The sequence below is a fragment of the Arenimonas sp. genome, from assembly GCF_041919775.1.
Classification (GTDB): Bacteria; Pseudomonadota; Gammaproteobacteria; order Xanthomonadales; family Xanthomonadaceae; genus Arenimonas.
This window is the reverse complement of the sequence record NZ_JAYRTE010000023.1, coordinates 1-18422: the sequence shown is the minus strand read 5'-3', so window position 1 is coordinate 18422 and position 18422 is coordinate 1. Positions and strand designations below refer to the sequence as shown.

The 18422-nt window shown below is 70.4% G+C and carries 15 protein-coding genes and 1 pseudogene; 10 read left to right on the top strand and 6 right to left on the bottom strand.

From position 1 onward, the window contains the following. Positions 1-114: 114 nt before the first annotated feature. Genes creB through ACE3TE_RS11270 form a run of 7 tightly spaced genes read left to right on the top strand, consistent with a single transcriptional unit; the run spans position 115 to position 6725 of the window. A complete protein-coding gene (gene creB / locus ACE3TE_RS11300; protein ID WP_374605034.1) occupies positions 115-777 on the top strand; it encodes a two-component system response regulator CreB in 663 nt (220 codons plus the stop codon). Positions 778-780: 3 nt separating this feature from the next. Continuing rightward, positions 781-2241 (top strand): two-component system sensor histidine kinase CreC, encoded by a 1461-nt coding sequence (gene creC / locus ACE3TE_RS11295; RefSeq protein WP_374605033.1) that lies wholly within the window; start codon positions 781-783, stop codon positions 2239-2241. Between the two features lie 34 nt (positions 2242-2275). Further along, the gene (locus ACE3TE_RS11290) at positions 2276-2701 is read left to right on the top strand and encodes a hypothetical protein (RefSeq protein WP_374605031.1); all 426 of its coding nucleotides are present in this window, start codon (positions 2276-2278) and stop codon (positions 2699-2701) included. A gap of 3 nt (positions 2702-2704) precedes the next feature. Next, positions 2705-3244, top strand: a complete 540-nt coding sequence (locus ACE3TE_RS11285; RefSeq protein WP_374605029.1) for a DUF924 family protein — start codon at positions 2705-2707, stop codon at positions 3242-3244. 16 nt (positions 3245-3260) lie between these two features. Next, on the top strand, positions 3261-4223 hold the full coding sequence (locus ACE3TE_RS11280) for a hypothetical protein (RefSeq protein ID WP_374605028.1): 963 nt from the start codon (positions 3261-3263) through the stop codon (positions 4221-4223). Further along, positions 4220-6301 (top strand): TIR domain-containing protein, encoded by a 2082-nt coding sequence (locus tag ACE3TE_RS11275; protein ID WP_374605025.1) that lies wholly within the window; start codon positions 4220-4222, stop codon positions 6299-6301. Before ACE3TE_RS11280 ends, ACE3TE_RS11275 begins: the two co-directional genes overlap by 4 nt. Positions 6302-6323: 22 nt before the next feature. Continuing rightward, the gene (locus ACE3TE_RS11270; RefSeq protein WP_374605023.1) at positions 6324-6725 is read left to right on the top strand and encodes a hypothetical protein; all 402 of its coding nucleotides are present in this window, start codon (positions 6324-6326) and stop codon (positions 6723-6725) included. Here ACE3TE_RS11270 and asnB read toward each other — a convergent pair. Further along, positions 6715-8409 (bottom strand): asparagine synthase B, encoded by a 1695-nt coding sequence (gene asnB, locus ACE3TE_RS11265; protein WP_374605021.1) that lies wholly within the window; start codon positions 8407-8409, stop codon positions 6715-6717. The genes ACE3TE_RS11270 and asnB overlap by 11 nt on opposite strands. Positions 8410-8679: 270 nt before the next feature. Between asnB and ACE3TE_RS11260 the strand changes: the two genes are divergently transcribed. Continuing rightward, on the top strand, positions 8680-11109 hold the full coding sequence (locus ACE3TE_RS11260; protein WP_374605019.1) for a penicillin acylase family protein: 2430 nt from the start codon (positions 8680-8682) through the stop codon (positions 11107-11109). A 112-nt stretch (positions 11110-11221) separates the two neighbouring features. Next, positions 11222-11656 (top strand): hypothetical protein, encoded by a 435-nt coding sequence (locus tag ACE3TE_RS11255; RefSeq protein WP_374605017.1) that lies wholly within the window; start codon positions 11222-11224, stop codon positions 11654-11656. Positions 11657-11700: 44 nt separating this feature from the next. On the opposite strand, the gene dapE is transcribed toward ACE3TE_RS11255, so the two are convergent. From dapE to map, 5 genes and pseudogenes are all read right to left on the bottom strand, one after another. Continuing rightward, a complete protein-coding gene (dapE, locus tag ACE3TE_RS11250; RefSeq protein WP_374605015.1) occupies positions 11701-12831 on the bottom strand; it encodes a succinyl-diaminopimelate desuccinylase in 1131 nt (376 codons plus the stop codon). After that, on the bottom strand, positions 12828-13187 hold the full coding sequence (locus ACE3TE_RS11245; RefSeq protein WP_374605013.1) for a Spx/MgsR family RNA polymerase-binding regulatory protein: 360 nt from the start codon (positions 13185-13187) through the stop codon (positions 12828-12830). Before ACE3TE_RS11245 ends, dapE begins: the two co-directional genes overlap by 4 nt. Next, a pseudogene (dapD, locus tag ACE3TE_RS11240) lies at positions 13184-13996 on the bottom strand (2,3,4,5-tetrahydropyridine-2,6-dicarboxylate N-succinyltransferase); the annotation flags it as partial. The pseudogene dapD and the gene ACE3TE_RS11245, both read right to left, overlap by 4 nt. Positions 13997-14006: 10 nt before the next feature. After that, positions 14007-16661, bottom strand: coding sequence for a [protein-PII] uridylyltransferase (glnD, locus tag ACE3TE_RS11235; protein WP_374605011.1), 2655 nt, complete (start codon positions 16659-16661; stop codon positions 14007-14009). Between the two features lie 13 nt (positions 16662-16674). Then, positions 16675-17451: a type I methionyl aminopeptidase gene (map, locus tag ACE3TE_RS11230; RefSeq protein ID WP_374605009.1), complete on the bottom strand. Its 777-nt coding sequence runs from the start codon at positions 17449-17451 to the stop codon at positions 16675-16677. A 265-nt stretch (positions 17452-17716) separates the two neighbouring features. On the opposite strand from map, the gene rpsB reads away from it, so the two are divergent. After that, positions 17717-18422: 30S ribosomal protein S2 (gene rpsB / locus ACE3TE_RS11225; RefSeq protein WP_374605007.1), on the top strand; the 706-nt coding region annotated here is incomplete at its 3' end.

Here is an 18422-nt window from a genome sequence, read left to right as displayed (position 1 = left end):
GAAGGTGGCCTGCGGCGCCATGCTGCCGCGGCAGGGTGAAGGCGGCGCGGCCCGTTTGTGAAGCCAGTAAGAAGTGCCGGGCCTGGGCTATGCTTCGGGCCGGAAGGAGGCGCCATGGCCCTGGTTTTGCTGGTCGAGGACGAAGCGGCGATCGCGCAGACGGTGGAATACGCCCTGCGTGCCGACGGCTTCGACACGGCGCATGCGCTGACCGGCCGCGAGGCCCTGCAGCTGGCGCAACGGCAGGCCTTCGACCTGGCGATCCTGGACGTCGGCCTGCCCGACATCGGCGGCTTCGCGCTGTGCCGGGAACTGCGTCGCGAGCGCGCCGTTCCGGTGATCTTCCTCACCGCCCGCGACGCAGAAGCCGACCGCGTGCTTGGCCTGGAAATCGGCGCCGACGACTACGTGGCCAAACCCTTCTCGCCGCGCGAACTGGTGGCGCGCGTGCGCGCGGTGCTGCGCCGCTGCGCGCCCGCGGAGCCGACCACCGGCTTCGTGCACGACGCCGAGGCCAAACGCATCGATTTCCGCGGCCAGCGCCTGGACCTCACCCGCTACGAGTACGGCCTGCTGGCCGCCCTGCTGCGCCGTCCGGGCGCCATTCTCAGCCGGGACCAGCTGCTCGAACGGGTCTGGGACGACCCGGGCGAAAGCACCGAACGCACCGTCGACACCCACATCAAGACGCTGCGCGCCAAGCTGCGCGAGGCAGATGCTTCGGCCGACCCCATCCGCACCCATCGCGGCCTGGGCTATTCACTGGACGCCGGCTGAGGCATGCGCATCGGCCTGCGCATCCTGCTGGGCTACCTGCTGGTCGTGGCCTTGGGCGCGCTGCTGGTCATCGAGGTCTTCGTCGCCCAGGTCAAACCCGGCGTGCGCCAGACCACCGAAAACACCCTGGTGGACATGGCCAACGTGCTGGCCGAGCTGGCGACCGACGACTTCCTGTCCCGGCGCCTGGACGATGGCGACTTCGATCGCCGGCTTCGGCGGGCGCTCACGCGCGAGCCCGGCGCGGCGATCTCGGGCTTCGACAAGAACGACACCAACCTGCGCGTCTACATCACCGACGCCGCCGGCACCGTGGTCTTCGACAGCGACGGCGAGGCGCTGGGCGAGGATTATTCGCAGTGGAACGATGTCTACCTGACGCTGCGTGGCCGCTACGGCGCCCGCTCCTCGGCGCCCGACCCGGCGCAGCCCGATGCGACCGTGATGCACGTCGCCGCGCCGATACGCGACGAAGCGGGCCGCATCGTCGGCTCGCTCACCGTGGCCAAGCCCAACCGGGCGCTGGCGCCCTTCATCGAACGCAGCCAGGGGACGGTGCTGGCCTGGGGCATCGGCCTGCTGGGCGTGGCGCTGCTGGTCGGTGCCACCACGGCGGGCTGGATCACGCGCCAGCTTGATGCCCTGCGCCGCTACGCGCAGTCAGTGGCCGCAGGAAAACGTCCGCGGCTGCCGTCCGCCGCGGGCGAGTTCGCCGAACTTGGCCAGGCGTTGGAGACCATGCGCCGCCAGCTCGAAGGCAAACAGTACGTCGAACGTTACGTGCAGGACCTCACCCACGAAATGAAAAGCCCGCTGGCCGCCATCCGCGCCAGCGCCGAGCTGCTGGAATCGCCGCTGCCGGCCGCCGACCAGGCCCGCTTCGCGCGCGCCATCGAAATCCAGTCCGAGCGCCTGACCCTGATGGTACAGCGCCTGCTTTCGCTGGCCGCGCTCGAGCACCAGCAGGCCCTGGAGAACCCGGCACCCATCGACCTGCCGGCCCTGCTGGACCAGGTGACCCGGGATATGGAACCGACCCTGCGCACCCGCGACCTGACCATCCGCACGCAGGCCGAGTCCGGCCTGTCGGCAAACGGCGACGCCTTCCTGCTTGGCCAGGCGCTGGCCGGCCTGCTCGAAAACGCGGCCAGCTTCGCGCCCGCCGGCAGCACCCTGGACCTGCAGGCGCGGCGCGTCGGCGGGCAGCTCGTGCTGGAAGTCGCCGACCGCGGCCCGGGGCTTCCCGACTACGCACTGGAACGCGCCTTCGAGCGCTTCTACTCCCTGCCCCGCCCCGACGGCGGCGAACGCGGCAGCGGCCTGGGCCTGTGTTTCGTCGCCGAGGTCGCGGCCCTGCACGGCGGCAGCGCGCGGCTGGCGAACCGTGAAGACGGCGGCGCCGTCGCCACGCTCCAGCTTCCCCTTGCCGGCGCGCCGGTTGCCGGAAGCATCCGCGCGCCCTAGGCTGCAGCTTCCGCCGTTCGCCGGAAATCCCGCCATGAAGATCCTCCGCTACGCCCTGGCCTTCCTCGCCGGCGTGATCGTCGCCGGTTTCGTGGTGGCAGGCTTCGAAGCCCTGGGGCACGCGGTCTATCCGCCGCCGGAAGGCCTGGACCCGGGCGACATCGAACAGATCAAGGCGGCCGTGGCGGCGATGCCGGTCGGCGCGCTGCTGTTCGTGCTGGTCGCCTGGGTGGCCGGCGCCTACGCCGGCGGGCTGGTCGCGGCGCTGCTGGCACCCGGCCGGCGCGGCGTGCTGGCCGCGATCGTCGGGGCCCTGGTGCTGGCCGCCGTGGTCGCCAACCTGGCGATGATCCCGCATCCGCTCTGGTTCGCTGCCGTCGCCATCGTCGCGGTGCTGGCCGGCATCAGCCTCGCCGTCATGGCCGGACGGCGCCGCGACCGCGCCGCATCGGGGAGCTGAGCCATGTCGCCGCAGGACATCCTGGCCTTCTGGTTCGAACAGACGCCGCCGGAGCGCTGGTGGAAGGCGGACGCGGATTTCGACGCACTGATCCGCGAGCGATTCCTCGGCTTGCTGCAGCAAGCCGCCGCCGGCGAATTGCACGCCTGGCGCGGAAACGCCAATGGCCGGCTGGCCGAGATCATCGTGCTCGACCAGTTCCCCCGCAACATCCATCGCGGCACGTCCGCCGCCTTCGCCTGCGACCCGGTGGCGCTGGTGCTGGCCCAGGAAGCTGTGGCCGCCCGGTCGCTGGTCGCGCTGACGCCGACCGAACGCAGCTTCCTGCTGCTGCCCTACATGCACAGCGAATCGGCGCGCATCCATGAGGTCGCCGAAGTGCTGTACCGCGAACACGCGCCGGCCGAAAACCTGGACTTCGAACTGCGGCACAAGGCCATCATCGACCGCTTCGGGCGCTACCCGCACCGCAACGCCATCCTCGGCCGCGAATCGACGGCCGAAGAAATCGAGTTCCTCAAGCAGCCCGGATCAAGTTTCTGACACCAGGGGGAGACCGGTGGACGAACCGACGCAAGACAGCCTCAGGTCGGCCCTCGAGCCCCTGCTGGTGCAGCAGCAGCTGCGCGCCGCGCTGGACCTGCCGGGCGACAGCTACTGGTACCACCGCCCGCAGCGCGATTTCCCGCCCGCCGCGATCACCGACCCCGACCAGTACGCCGGCGGCGAGCGACTGTCGCTGACGATCACCCAGACCAACCTCTCCGCCCGCGAACAGCGCGCGCTCGTCGCCCGCTGGTGCGAACTGCTGCCAACCCTCGATGCCGTGCGCGTTCTCTGGTTCCACAGCCGCGTGACCCAGGACATCTTCGAAGCCGCCTGCGCCATGCCGCGGCTGCAGGGCCTGTACGTGAAGTGGAGCGCGATCACCTCGCTGGCGCCGCTGGCCGGCCATCGCGCGCTGTCGCACTTCCACCTGGGCGGTGCGCCCTCGGCGACCGGCCTAGAGGCCCTGGCCACGCTGCCTGCGCTGGTGGACCTGGCACTGCACAACGTGCACGCCTCCGCCGACCTCGCCTTCGTGCAGGGGCTGCAGAGCCTGCGCGCCCTGGACCTGGCCGGCGACTCCAACAGCATCAAACCGCTGAAGATCCCCTCGCTGGCGCCGCTGACGGCGCTGCAGGAGGTCGAACGCCTGCGCCTGCTCACGATCCGCGTCGGGGACGGCTCGCTGGCACCGCTGGCCGAAATGCGGAAGCTGCGCTGGCTGGCCCTGGCCAATGTCTTCCCGATGGAGGAAGTCGCCCGCCTCGCCGGCCGCCGCCCCGATATCGAATGCGATCTGTTCGTGGCCAGTAGCGGGCCGGTGGCCTCGATCGCCTGCAAGAAGTGCCGCCGGTACGCGCTGCACATGACCACCGGCAAGGGCAAGCCTTGGCTGTGCGAATCCTGCGACGCCGCCCGGCTGGCCAGGCACGTCGCAGCCTTCGAATCGCTTCGTGCCGGCGCGGGCAGCGCATGACGTCGCCGCGGCGCTACCGCGCCTTCATCAGCTACAGCCACGTCGACACGGAGGCGGCGCGCTGGCTGCAGCGCGCGCTGGAACGCTACCGCCCGCCGGCGGCGCTGCGGGCAAGCCGGCCGGACCTGCCGGCGCGGCTTTATCCGGTGTTCCGCGACCAGGACGAACTGGCCTCGGCCCACGACCTGTCGGACTCGATCCGGCAGGCGATGGACGATTCCGATGCCATGGTGGTGGTCTGCTCCCCGGCGGCGGCGGCGTCGCGCTGGGTCAACGAGGAAATTCGCTACTTCCGCGCCTCCGGACGCGGATACCGGATCCTGTGTTACCTGGTCGCCGGCGACCCCGACCCGGCCTCGCCGCAGTGCGGATTCCCGCCGGCGCTGCTGCGCGGCGACGACGGCACGCTCCTGCATGAACCCCTCGCCGCCGACGCCACGGCCGCCGGCGATGGCCGCCGCAACGCCATGCTCAGGATTGCCGCCGGCCTGCTCGATGTCGGCGTGGACGAACTCAAGCGGCGCGACGCCCAACGGCAGGCACGCACCTGGGCCGCGGTGGCGACGGCTTCGCTGGCGGTCGCCGCGGTCACGGTGGGCCTGGCCCTGTATGCCTTCAAGTCGCAGCAGGAATCCGAACTGAGGCGACAGCAGGCCGAGGCGCTGATCGGCTTCATGCTGGGCGACCTGCGGCAGAAGCTCGAACCGATCGGCCGGCTCGAGCTCCTCGACTCGGTCGGCGACGAAACCATGGCCTACTTCGCCACCCTCGGCGAGCGCGGCACGGCGTCCGAGCTGCTGGCGCGCGCGGTTGCGCTCAAGCAGATCGGCGACGTGCGCTTCAAGCAGGGCAAGCTTGAGGCCGCGCTCGCCTCTTTCGAGCAGGCCCTGGCGCAGGCGCGGCAGCTGCACGAGACGGAGCCGGCGAACAACGACTACCTGTTCGAACTCGGCCAGGCGGAGTTCTGGGTCGGCTACGTCGCCTGGGAGCGGGGCCAGCTGGCCCGGGCCGACACGGCGATGCACAACTACCTGCGCCACAGCCTGGCGCTGCACCACCGCGAACCCGGGAATTCCGACTACAACCTCGAACTGGCCTACGCCTACTCGAACCTGGGCAGCCTGTCGCGCGCGCGTGGTGACGCGAAAACGGCGCTGGCCTATTTCGGCCTTTGCCGGGACATCACCGAACGGGAACTGGCGCGAAAGCCCGGTGACTCGGCGCTGACAATCGCCCTTGCCGAAACCTGGTCGTGGATCGGCTCGACGCGGGTCGACGACGGCGACCTCGCCGGCGGCGAACTCGCCTTCGCCGAAGTCACCCGGCTGCTGCAGCCCCTGCATGAGCGGGGCGACGACGTGCATGCCAGCGACCTGCTTGGCCGCAACCTCATCTTCCACGCCAATAGCCTGATGGAACTGGGCCGGACCGAGCCGGCCGTCGACCCGCTGGAAAAGGGCGTCGCGATCTTCAGCCGGCTCAGCGCCCGCGACCCGCAGAATGCCTCCTGGTCCCGAAGCGCGCAGCGCGCCAGGCTCGCGCGACTGGGGCTGACGGCGCCCGCCCTGTGGACGCCGGAGCAGGCTCGCACCGTCGGCGAACTGGTGCAGGGGCTGCAACGACTGGCCGCCCAGGACCCGAGCAATGCCGGCGCCGTGGTCGACCTCTCGCACGGGCTGCGGCTGCAGGCCCTGCAAGCCCTGGCCGCGGGCGACCCCGGGGCGGCCCGGGCCGCAGCGAGCGAAGCGCACCGTCGCATGTCGGCGCTGGTCGCCGGCACGGACTATTCGGCCCAGCGCCTGGCCGAGCTGGCGCGGGTGGCGGAGGTGCTGGGCACCGCGCAGGCCGCGTCCGGCGAACATGGCACCGCGCGGGCGACCTGGTCAGAAGCCGCGGAGCGGCTGGACCGCCAGGCGCGCCGCACCTTCGAGTTCCTGCCCGTCCGGCGGCTGCTGGCCATCAACCTTGGCCAGTCCGGGCAGCTTGTCGCGTTGCAGGAAGGGCTGGACCAGGCCGGGTACCAAGACCCCCGGATGGAGCCGGCCTACACCCTTACCGGCGCTTTCCAGCCGGACTGAAACACGACAAGAGGATCCGCCCATGCGCCGTTCCGCACTTGCTCCGCTGTTCCTGTTCCCCGCCCTGCTGGCCGCGCCCCTGTTCGCGCAGGAGGCGGGTGGCCCCGACTTCAAGGTCGAACTCGATCCCGTCACCTGCGCCTTCTCCGGCGGCTCGGACGGCGCCGGCAACGTGGACGTGGAATCCAACACCGGCAACAAGAAGATCCAGGTCCGCCTGACCAACGGCGACTACGTCATCGCCGACATCCAGTTCTCCGGCGAAGGCGAGGACCAGATGTCGTTCTCGGGCGGTGGCCATGCCCCCGTGGCCAATATCGCCAACCGCAATTCCGGGCCCGCCGACGTCAAGTATTCGGTGATCGTCGAACACAAGACCAGCGGTGAAACCCGCGACTGCGACCCGCGCATCATCAACCGCTGACCAGACCTTGCCGGCGCCGCGGCTCGCCGTGCACGGCGGCCACCGCCCGCCCTGAAGGGTCGGCGGCGGCGGCGAATGCGGCGTCCCAGGCAATCGCCGCCGGTGACGAACAGGCGATCGACTTGCCACCCGGCACGGTGCGCGCGCAGGCGTCGCCGGGGAAGCTGCGCTCGAACAGTTCGCGATACCAGTAGGCCTCCTTGCCCGCCGGCGGATTCACCGGGAAACGCAGCGGCGCTTCGGCCAGCATCGCGTCGCTGACGCGGGTTTCCGCCAGGGCCTTGAGACCGTCTATCCAGCCGTAGCCGACGCCATCGCTGAACTGTTCCTTCTGCCGCCACAGGATCTCGTCCGGCAGCGCGCCGTCGAAGGCCTCGCGCAGCATCGCCTTTTCCATGCGGTCGGGGCCGCAGCGCTTGGCCTCGGCATCGAGCGACATGGCCAGGGCCAGGAACTCCAGGTCCAGGAACGGCACCCGCGCCTCCACGCCCCAGGCCATCATCGCCTTGTTCGCGCGTTGGCAGTCGAACTGGTGCAGCGCATCGAGCTTGCGCACGCATTCGGCGTGGAATTCGCGCGCGTCCGGCGCCTTGTGGAAGTACAGGTAGCCGCCGAAGATCTCGTCGCTGCCCTCGCCGCTGAGCACCATCTTCACGCCCATGGCCTTGATGCGCCGGGCCAGCAGGTACATCGGCGTCGAGGCGCGCACGGTGGTGACATCGTAGCTTTCGATGTGCCGGATCACCTCCGGCAGCGCATCCACGCCTTCCCCGAAGTCGTAGGTGAAGCCGTGGTGCACCGTGCCCAGCGCCGCCGCCGCTCGTTCGGCCGCAGCCAGGTCGGGCGAACCCGGCAGGCCGATCGCGAAGCTGTGCAGGCGCGGGTACCAGGCTTCGCTGCGGTCGTCGTCCTCCACCCGCTGGCGGGCGAACTTCGCCGCGCAGGCCGCTACCAGCGACGAATCCAGGCCGCCGCTGAGCAGCACGCCGTAGGGCACGTCGGTCATCAGCTGCCGGTGCACGGCCTGTTCGAAGGCCTCGCGCAGCGCCGCCGGCGTACAGGTGACGCCACGGGTGGCGTCGTAATCGCGCCAGGGCTGGTGATGGAAACGACGAAGCTCGCCGCTGGCGCTGTCGTAGACGTGGCCCGGCGGAAACACCGCGACGTCGGCGCACAGCCGCGCCAGTGCCTTCATTTCCGAAGCCAGCCAAAGCCGGCCGTCGCCGTCGTGGCCCCAGTAAAGCGGGCAGACGCCGAGCAGATCGCGCGCGACCACCAGCCGCTGCGCCTGGGCGTCCCACAGCGCGAAGGCGAAGATGCCGTTGAGCTTTGCCACCGCCCCGTGTCCTTCCTGACGGTACAGCGCGTTGATGACCTCGCAGTCCGAGCCGCTGGTGAAGTCGTAGGGCGCCGCCAGGCCATCGGCCAGTTCGCGGTGGTTGTAGATTTCGCCGTTCACCGCCAGCACCAGCTGGCCGTCGGCCGAGCGCAGCGGCTGGGCGCCGCCGGCGGGATCGACGATGGCCAGGCGCTCGTGCACCAGCAGGCAGGCCGGCGATTCGAACACGCCCGACCAGTCGGGGCCGCGGTGCCGCTGCAGCGCCGACAGCGACAGGGCCAGCGGCCGCAGGCCACGCAGGTCGGCATCGGGGCGGGCGTCGTGGACGCCGAGGATGGAACACATGGGCAGGTCTCCTGGGTTTCGAACGCGCAAAAGGAAACGGCCCGCACTGGGGTCAGTGCGGGCCGTCGGGACTGGGGCAGTTTTTTTGTGTAGCGCGCCTAGTCGTCGACCCGCGGAGGGGGACGATTGTTGTTATTGGCGTTGTTCACGAAGAGGGCGCGCATGGGCCGAGGATAGGCATGGCGAACCCGGCTGTGCAAGCACCCGTGGCAGGCGACGCGCGCATGGGCCATCCTTGGCGCCTGATTCCCCGTTCCCGGAGCCCGCTGCATGCGCAAGGCCGCACGAATCCTCGTCCGCATCGCCGCCGTCGCGGTGATCCTGGCCGTCATCGCGGTCTTCGCCGGGCTTTGGGCGGTGCGCGGCAGCCTGCCGGTGCTCGAGGGCGAGCTGGAACTGGCCGGACTGTCCGCACCGGTCAGGGTCAGCCGCGACGAACTGGGCATCGCCACCATCGAGGCGGCCAACGAAACCGACGCGGCGCGCGCCCTGGGCTTCGTGCACGCGCAGGAGCGCTTCTTCGAGATGGACCTGCTGCGGCGTTCGGCAGCCGGCGAGCTGTCGGCGCTGTTCGGAGAAATCGCAATCGACCGCGACAAGCAGGTCCGCGTGCATCGACTGCGGGCGCGCCTGCGCGAACACCTGGGCGACATCGCGGGCGACCGCCTGCCGGTTCTCGAGGCCTACCGCGACGGCGTCAACGCCGGCGTGCTGGCCCTGGACAACACGCCCTGGCCCTACCTGCTGCTGCGCGCCGACCCGCAGCCGTGGACGGTCGAGGACAGCGCGCTGGCGGGTTACGCGATGTTCTTCGACCTGCAGGATGAATCGAACTCGCGCGAACTGGCGCTGTGGCGAATCCGCGAAGTCATCCCGGAAGCGCTGTACGCGCTGGTCGCCACCGACGGCAGCGAATGGGACGCGCCGCTGTCGGGCGAACCGCGCGGCAACCCGCCGCTGCCCGGCGCCGACGACGTGGACCTGCGCAAACTGCCGGTGCCCGATGAGAACGGCGACTACGCGGTCTCCGAGCCGGCCGCCCCCGGCAGCAACAATTTCGCGGTCGCCGGCAGCCGCACCGCCGACGGCCGCGCCATCGTCGCCAACGACATGCACCTGGGCCTGGGCGCGCCGAACATCTGGTTCCGCGCCCGCCTGCGCTGGCCCGACCCGCGTGCCCCCGGTGGCCAGGTCGACGTCAGTGGCTTCACCCTGCCCGGCATCCCGGCGGTGATCGTCGGCAGCAACACCCACGTCGCCTGGGGTTTCACCAACAGCTACGGCGACTGGCTGGACTTCTACCGCGTCGAGTTCACCGACGCCGACCGGCTGCGCTACCGCGTGCCCGGCGGCGAGGCGGCGATCCGCACCGACAGCGAGTGGATCGAGGTCAAGGGCGGCGAACCGGTCGAACTGAAAGTGCGCGAGACGCGCTGGGGGCCGATCACCGAGGAGCTGGACGACGGCGGCGCGCTGGCCCTGCGCTGGACGGCCCAGCTGCCCGGCGCGCTGAACTTCGGCCTGGCCGACATGGCCTTCGCCGGCAACCTCGACCAGGGCCTGGCCGTGGCCGACGTGGCAGGCATACCGGCGCAGAACCTGGTGATCGGCGACCGCGATGGCCGCATCGCCTGGCGCCTGACCGCACAGCTGCCCGACCGCGCTGGCCACTGCGCGCCGAAACAGCCGCTGCGGGTCGAACAGGCCTGCCGCTGGGCCGGCTGGCTGGCGCCGACGGAAAACCCCAGCCTGGTCGATCCGGAAGACGGCATCCTGTGGACCGCGAACGCGCGCGTCGTGGACGGCAAGGCCCTGGCCCTGGTCGGCGACGCCGGCTACGCCAACGGCGCCCGCGCCCGCCAGATCCGCGATGCGCTGCGCGCCAGGTCCAGCTTCACCGAAGCCGACCTGCTGGCGCTGCAGCGCGACGACCGCGCGCTGTTCCTGCAGCGCTGGCATGCACTGCTGCAGACCGAAGCCGCTCGCAGCGACGACGCCGACATCAGGGCCCTGGCCGAAGCCAGCGCCGACTGGACCGGCCGCGCCAGCGTCGATGCCGTCGACTACCGCATCGTGCGCGCCTGGCGGCTGGCGGTGATCGAACGCATCCAGAACGGCCTGCTGGCGCCGGCCCAGGCAGCGCTCGGCGAGGATTTCGTGATGCCGGACCTGCCCCAGGCCGAAGCCTTCGCCTGGCCGCTGCTTCAGCAGCGGCCGGCGCACCTGCTGCCGCGCCGCTTCGCCAGCTGGGACGCCCTGCTGGCCGAGGCCGCGCGCGACATCCGCGGCCAGCTCGAAGAACGTGGTCCGCTGCGCGCTCGCACCTGGGGCGAGCGCAATACCGCGCGCATCTGCCATCCGCTGGCCGCGGCCCTGCCCGCGCTCGTGCAGGGCCCGCTGTGCATGCCGGCCGAGCCGCTGCCCGGCGACGGCAACATGCCGCTGGTGCAGGCGCCGGGATTCGGTGCCAGCGAACGCATGGTGGTCTCACCGGGCCGGGAGGCCGAGGGGTTCGCGCACATGCCCGGCGGCCAGTCGGGCCACCCGCTGTCACCGTTCTGGGGTGCGGGCCACGCGGCCTGGGTGCGCGGCGAGGCCACGCCCTTCCTGCCCGGCCCGGCCCGCCACGTGCTCAGCCTGGCGCCGGAAAGCGTGAAGCCGCTCACAGTTCCGTCGGCGAAACCTGACAGCCGTCACTAAATGGTCCATAAACGGGACGCTGCCCCGGCTCGCTCCGCCGGGACAGGGACGGAGGGATCGCCGTCAGGGGGAGCGGTCTACCGCACCGAAACCTTTCGGCGAGGTAGGTTCGATGGAAATGTTGGTGAACGTGCTGGCCCTTTGCCGGCAGCAGATGTTGAAGCGCCATGCCGCGGCCGTGCTCAAGGCCGTGCGCGCCATGGATGCGCCCCAGCGCAAGACGACCGCGGACCAGACCCTGGCGGAGATCCAGGCCGCCTCCGTCCTGCCGCAGCCGCACTGGCACGGCGCGAATGAAACGATGCTCTACCATCCCTGGAGTCCGGTTGCTTCGGTATCGGCCTCGCGCGTGCGCGATCGTTCGATCCTGCTGCGCCAGCGCTCGATCGCGCTGTGGCTGGCGGTGGTCTACCACGAAACCAGGCTGACGCCGCATCCGGGCCTGCAGGCGGTGCACCGGCAGGTGCTGGGCATCCTGCGTGAACTGCGCGAGTCCGGGCGCCGGGCACCTGCGACCGGCCAGGAGTGGTTCAAGGCCGCGGCCTGATCAACAAACGACCAGGGGAACACCGGGGAGGGAGTGCGGGAGGATCAGGCGAGCAGCAGGCGTTCGACGATGGCCCGGTAAAGCGCGGGGAGGCGCTCGAGTTCTTCGACGGCGACGTGTTCGTTGACCTTGTGGATGCTGGCGTTGATGGGCCCCAGCTCCACCACCTCGGCGCCGAGAGGCGCGATGAAGCGGGCGTCCGAGGTGCCGCCGCCGGTGTTTTCCTCCGGCACGCGATCCAGCTGCTCCCTGATCACCGCGCGCGCGGCGGCGCGCAGCCGGCCTTCGCCGGTGAGGAAGGGTTCGCCGCTGCGGTGCCAGTGCAGTTCGTAGTCCAGGCCGTGGCGGTCGAGCACGGCGTGCACTTCCGTCTCCAGCTGCTGCGCCGTCCAGCCCGGGTTGAAGCGGAAGTTGAACTGCAGTTCGCAATCGCCCGGGATGACGTTGTTGGCGCCGGTGCCGGACTGGATGTTCGAGATCTGGAAACTGGTGGGCGGGAACTCCGGGTAGCCCTCGTCCCAGGCGCGTGCGCCCAGTTCCGCCAGCGCCGGCAGCGCCTGGTGGATCGGGTTGCGGGCTTTTTCCGGGTAGGCCACGTGGCCCTGGATCCCCTTCACCCGCAGCCGCCCCGACAGCGAGCCGCGGCGGCCGACGCGCAGCAGATCGCCCAGCGCGGACTTCGACGAGGGTTCGCCGGTGATGCAGTAGTGGATCGGCCGGCCATCTTCCTTGAAGCGGCGGGCGACCTGGCGTACGCCGTCGATGGCGTCGCCTTCTTCGTCGGATGTCAGCAGGATGGCCAGCGTGCCGGGATGCTCCGGGTGTGCCGCGACGAATTCTTCGGCCGCGACCACGAAGGCGGCGACGCTGCCCTTCATGTCGGCGGCGCCGCGGCCATAAAGCACGCCGTCGCGCACCACGGGTTCGAAAGGGTCGCTGTCCCAGGCCTCGCGCGGGCCCGGCGGCACCACGTCGGTGTGGCCGAGCAGGCAGAACACCTCGCCGCCCTGCCCGTGCGTGGCCCAGAGGTTGCGCACGTCGCCGGCGTCGAGCCATTCGATGGTGAAGCCGGCGCGCGCCAGGCGCTGCGCCACCAGGTCCTGGCAGCCGGCGTCGTCGGGCGTCACCGAAGGCCGCGAGATCAGCTCGCACGCCAGGGCCAGGACCTCGCTCACTTGCCCACCCCGAAACGCTGCTTGAAGCCGCTGTCGCTGAAGCCGACGCTGACCTGGCCATCGTCGGTCACGACCACCGGCCGCTTCACCAGCGCCGGGTGTTCGCGCAGCAGCAGCGTCCACTCGGGATCGGAACCGGGCGACTTGCGGCCTTCGGGCAGCTGGCGCCAGGTGGTCGAGGCCTTGTTGACCAGCTTTTCCCAGCCGCCCAGCGACGCCGCCCAGGCCTTGAGCGTAGCCGGCGGGACCGGATGGGCACGGTAGTCGACGAATCCGTGCGGCACCTCGAAGCGCGTGAGCCAGTTGCGCGCCTTGCGGCAGGTGTCGCACTTGTCCAGGCCGTAGAGCGTGGTCATTCCACGGCCCCGCGCAGCAGTTCGTTCACCGAGGTCTTGGCGCGGGTCTTGGCGTCGACCTGCTTCACGATCACCGCGCAGTACAGCGAGTACTTGCCGTCGGCCGAGGGCAGCGAGCCCGAAACCACCACGCTGCCGGCGGGCACGCGACCCTGGGTGATTTCACCGGTGGCGCGGTTGTAGATGCGCGTTGACTGGCCCAGGAACACGCCCATGCCGATCACGCTGCCCTTCTCGACGATCACGCCCTCCACCACTTCGGCGCGGGCGCCGATGAAGCAGCCGTCCTCGATGATGGTCGGGCTGGCCTGCAGCGGTTCGAGCACGCCGCCGATGCCGGCGCCGCCGCTGATGTGGCAGTTCTTGCCGATCTGCGCGCAGCTGCCGACCGTGGCCCAGGTGTCGACCATCGTGCCGGCGCCCACGTGGGCGCCGATATTCACGAAGCTCGGCATCAGCACCACGTCCTTGCCGATGTGCGCGCCCGAACGCACGATCGCGCCCGGCACCACGCGCGCGCCGAGCTTCTGGAAGTCGGCGTCGTCGAAGTTGTCGAAGCGCAGCCGCACCTTGTCCCAGAACGGCGCCGGGAAACCTTCCATCATCTGCATGTCGTTGATGCGGAAGTACAGCAGCACGGCCTTCTTCAGCCATTCGTTGACTTCCCAGTGCTTGCCGTGCGGCGCGGCCACGCGCGCCTTGCCCGACTCGAGCAGCTCGATCGCCTCTTCCACCGCCGGACGCGTGGAGCCGTCGATTTCCATCGCGGTCAGGGTGGCGCGGCGCTCGAAGGCGTCCTCGATGATCGCCTGCAGCTGTTCAGTGCTGGGCTTCTTTCTTGCCATGGTGCATGTCTCCGTCGACGCCGGCCACGATGGCCTCGCGCAGTTGATCCAAGAGGGCCTGGTCGCCGATGGGCTGGTTGGCCTCGTCGGTCAGCAGGAAAAAGTCTTCCACCTTCTCGCCGAAGGTGGCGATGCGGGCGTCGTGCACGCGCAGCCGGAACTTGCGCAGCACCTGCGCCACCGAGGCCAGCAGGCCCGGCTGGTCGGTGCAGACCAGGCTCATGCGGGTGCGGCGGCCGTCCGCCGATTCATCGAAGCCCACCTTCACCGGGACGCGGAAATGGCGCAGCTGCCTGGGCGCGGCGCGACGCGGCGGTTTCACCTTCGCCGGGTCGGCCAGCGCGAGTTTCAGCGCGGCCTCGACCGCGGCGGGCTCCGGGGCGCGGCCGTGCGGGGCGAACAGCTGGAAGTTGTCGAGCGCAAACCCGTCGATCGAGTTCAGCACGCGCGCCTCGAGCACGTTCAGACCCAGGCGGTCGAAGGTGGCCACCAGCGCCGCGAACAGGCCGTCGCGGTCGGGCGTGCGCACGAAGACCTCCAGGCCGCCGTCCTCGAGGTGCGGGCGCACCATCACCAGCGTATCGGCACCTGCCGAGGCGGCGATGCCATGGGTCTGCCAGGCGATCTGCTCGGGCCGGTAGCGCAGGAAGCCCACGTCCGGGTAGGCCGCCCAGATGCCTTCGACCTGCTCGCGCGTCAGGCCCTCGCCCAGCAGCCGCACCAGCGCCGCGGCGCGGGTCTCGGCCATTATCTCGGTGGCGTGCACCGGGTTTTCCAGCCCCCGGCGCAGCGCGAAGCGGGTGGCCGCGTAGAGGTCGGCCAGCAGCCGGTCCTTCCACGCGTTCCAGAGCTTCGGACTGGTGCCGGCGATGTCGGCGCAGGTAAGCAGGTACAGGTAATCAAGGTGTTCGCGGTCGGCCACCTTGTTGGCGAAACGCGCCACCACCACCGGGTCGGAAATGTCCTGGCGCTGGGCGGTGGTCGACATCAGCAGGTGCTGTTCGACCAGCCAGGCCAGCAGGTCGGCGTCGGACGGCGGCATCGCATGCGCGGCGGCGAACTCGCGCGCGTCGGTGGCGCCGAGCTCGGAATGGTCGCCGCCGCGCCCCTTGGCGATGTCGTGGAACAGGCCGGCCAGCAGCAGCAGGTGCGGCTTGCGCAGGCGCGGCCAGACTTCGTGGGCGATGCCGAAACGCTCGTCGGCCTTGCGCGCGAAACCGTCCAGGTAGGCCAGCACGGTCAGCGTGTGCTGGTCCACCGTATAGACGTGGAACAGGTCGTACTGCATGCGCCCGGACACCTTGCCGAAGGCCGGCAGGTAGCGCGCCAGCACGCCGAGGCGGGCCATGCGGGTCAGCGTGGCCACGGCCTGCGGCGACTGCATCAGGTCCATGAACCGGCGGCGCAGCGCTTCGGGCTGTTCGGTGTAGGGCGTAATCGCGCCCAGGGATTCACCCAGCGCGCGCGCGGTCTCCGAGTGCAGGCCACGCGCATCGGGCTGGGCATCCCAGGCGACGAACAGCGCCAGCACCGGCGCGAAGCCCTCGCCCAGCCGCGCCGGCTCGGTCATCGCGAGGTAACCGTTGCGCAGTTCGTAGCCTTCGCCCAGCGGCACCGACTCTTCCTGGCCCGAGAGCTGTTCCTCGTAGCGCTGCAGCACGCGGTCGTTGATGCGCATCACCGTGGCGGCGCTGCGGAAGAAACCCTGCATCATCTGCTCGACCGCCAGGTTGTCGCGGCGCTCGTCCTTCAGGCCCAGCATCGCCGCCAGGTTCTTCTGGTAGTCAAAGCCCAGGCGCTCCTCGCGCCGCCCGGCCAGCAGGTGCAGGCCGAAGCGCAGCCGCGCCAGCACCCGCCATTCGCGCTCGAGGCTGGCGCATTCGTCCTCGCCCAGCAGCCCCAGCGGCACCAGGGCGCGCAGGCCGGGCACGCCGTACAGGCGCATGCCCATCCAGGTGATGGTCTGCAGGTCGCGCAGGCCGCCCGGCCCTTCCTTGATGCTGGGCTCGAGGTTGTGGGCGGTGTCGTTGAACCGGGTGTGGCGGTTGCGCTGTTCCTCGCGCTTGGCGTGGAAATAGTCCGACGGAGACCACAGCACCGTCGGCGCCAGGGCCGCGGCCAGCGCCGCCGGGGCCTGCGGGTCGCCGGCCAGCGCGCGGCACTCCATCAGCGCGGTCAGCACCGTGATGTCCTCGCGCGCGGCCTCGATGCATTGCCCGGTCGAGCGCACCGCCTGGCTGGTGGCCAGGCCGGCGTCCCAGAGCAGCGAGAAGAAGCGGCCGATCGCCACCTGGTGGCGCTGCTGCAGCTCGGGTTCGGCCAGCACCAGCAGGTCGATGTCGGACTGCGGGTAGAGTTCGCCGCGGCCGTAACCACCGGTGGCCAGCAGGTCCAGCCCGGGCGTCTCGCCCAGGCAGCGCTGCCAGGCGGCGAGCACGACGCCGTCGGCGGCGGCGGCGCAGCGCGACACCAGGCGGTCGGTGGCCTCGCCGGCATCGAAACGCTGGCGCAGCAGCTCGCGGCGGGCAACGAGCGCGGCCTTGGCGGCGTCGCGCCAGGCGGCGTCATCGGCGGCGCCGGCAAGCGCCGTCGCCAGCTCGGAATCGGTCGGGGAAGGGACGGCGCTCACCGGCCGGCCCGGGTCACAGGTCGTTGTCGTCGCCGGGCAGGCGGGTGAGGATCTCGACGCCGTCGTCGGTCACCACCACCGTGTGCTCCCACTGGGCCGACAGCGACTTGTCGCGGGTGACCACGGTCCAGCCGTCGCCCAGCAGCTTGGTGTGCCGCGAGCCTTCGTTGATCATCGGCTCGATGGTGAAGGTCATGCCCTTCTGCAGCACCACGCCGGTGCCCGGCTGGCCGTAATGCAGCACCTGCGGGTCCTCGTGGTAGATGCGGCCGATGCCGTGGCCGCAGTATTCGCGCACCACGGAGAAACGCTCGCCTTCGGCGTACTTCTGGATGGCGTGGCCGATGTCGCCCAGCGTGGCCCCCGGGCGCACGGTGCGGATGCCGCGGAACATCGCCTCGCGGGTCACCTCCACCAGGCGCCGGGCCTTCACGCTGGGCTCGCCGACGAAATACATGCGGCTGGTGTCGCCGTGCCAGCCGTCCTTGATGACGGTGACGTCGATGTTGATGATGTCGCCGTCCTTCAGGACCTTGGCGTCGCTGGGGATGCCGTGGCAGATGACGTTGTTGACCGAGGTGCAGACCGTCGCCGGGAAACCCTTGTAGCCGACGTTCGCCGGCACGGCTCCCTGCACGTTGACGATGTGGTCGTGGCAGATGCGGTCGAGCTCGGCGGTGCTGACCCCCGGCTTGACGTGCGGGGCGACCACCTGCAGCACTTCGGCGGCCAGGCGGCCGGCCACGCGCATGCGCTCGATGTCCTCGGGGCTCTTCAGGCTGATATGCATGCCGGGATTATTGCCCAGTTGCGGCCGATTGAGCCAGCCGGCTATACTCCCGGGGCTCGGAAAACCCCTTCACGGGGCTTCCAGGCCGCCCACGCCGGGCGTCACCGGTGAATACACACGCCAGGCCATCCCCCGCCCCGGGGTGCCCGCGGACCACGGCCAAGGCCATGGTTTCCGGGTTCGAGGCGGCAGCCCGGCGGAGGCCCAACCCCGGAGCTTCGACGCCGCCCAAGCGCGGCCGGCTCCCGTTCGCAAAGGAAACACCATGTCCCAGGTCACCATGCGCCAGATGCTGGAAGCCGGCGTTCACTTCGGCCACCAGACCCGCTACTGGAACCCCAAGATGGGCCCGTACATCTTCGGCGCCCGCGGCAAGATCCACATCATCAACCTCGAAAAGACCCTGCCGCTGTTCCAGGACGCGATGAACTTCGTCTCGGGCATCGCCCAGAAGCGCGGCTCGATCCTGTTCGTCGGCACCAAGCGTTCGGCCCGCGAGTCGATCAAGGAAGAAGCCGAGCGTTGCGGCATGCCCTACATGAGCATGCGCTGGCTGGGCGGCACCCTGACCAACTTCGCCACCGTGAAGAAGTCGGTCGCGCGCCTGAAGGAACTCGAGGCCGCTGAGACCGACGGCACCTTCGAGAAGCTGGTCAAGCACGAAGTGCTGGGCCTGCGCCGCGAGCGCGACAAGCTCGAAGCCTCGCTGGGCGGCATCAAGGACATGGGCCGCCTGCCGGACGCCCTGTTCGTGATCGACATCGGCCACGAAAACATCGCCGTGCAGGAAGCCAAGAAGCTCGGCATCCCGGTCATCGCGGTGGTCGACACCAACTACGACCCCAACCTGGTGGACTACGCCATCCCGGGCAACGACGACGCCATCCGCGCCGTGCAGCTGTACGTGCGCGCCGCCGCCGACGCCGTGCTCGAGGGCAAGGCCGCCTCGCCGCAGGCCCACGTGGCCGCCG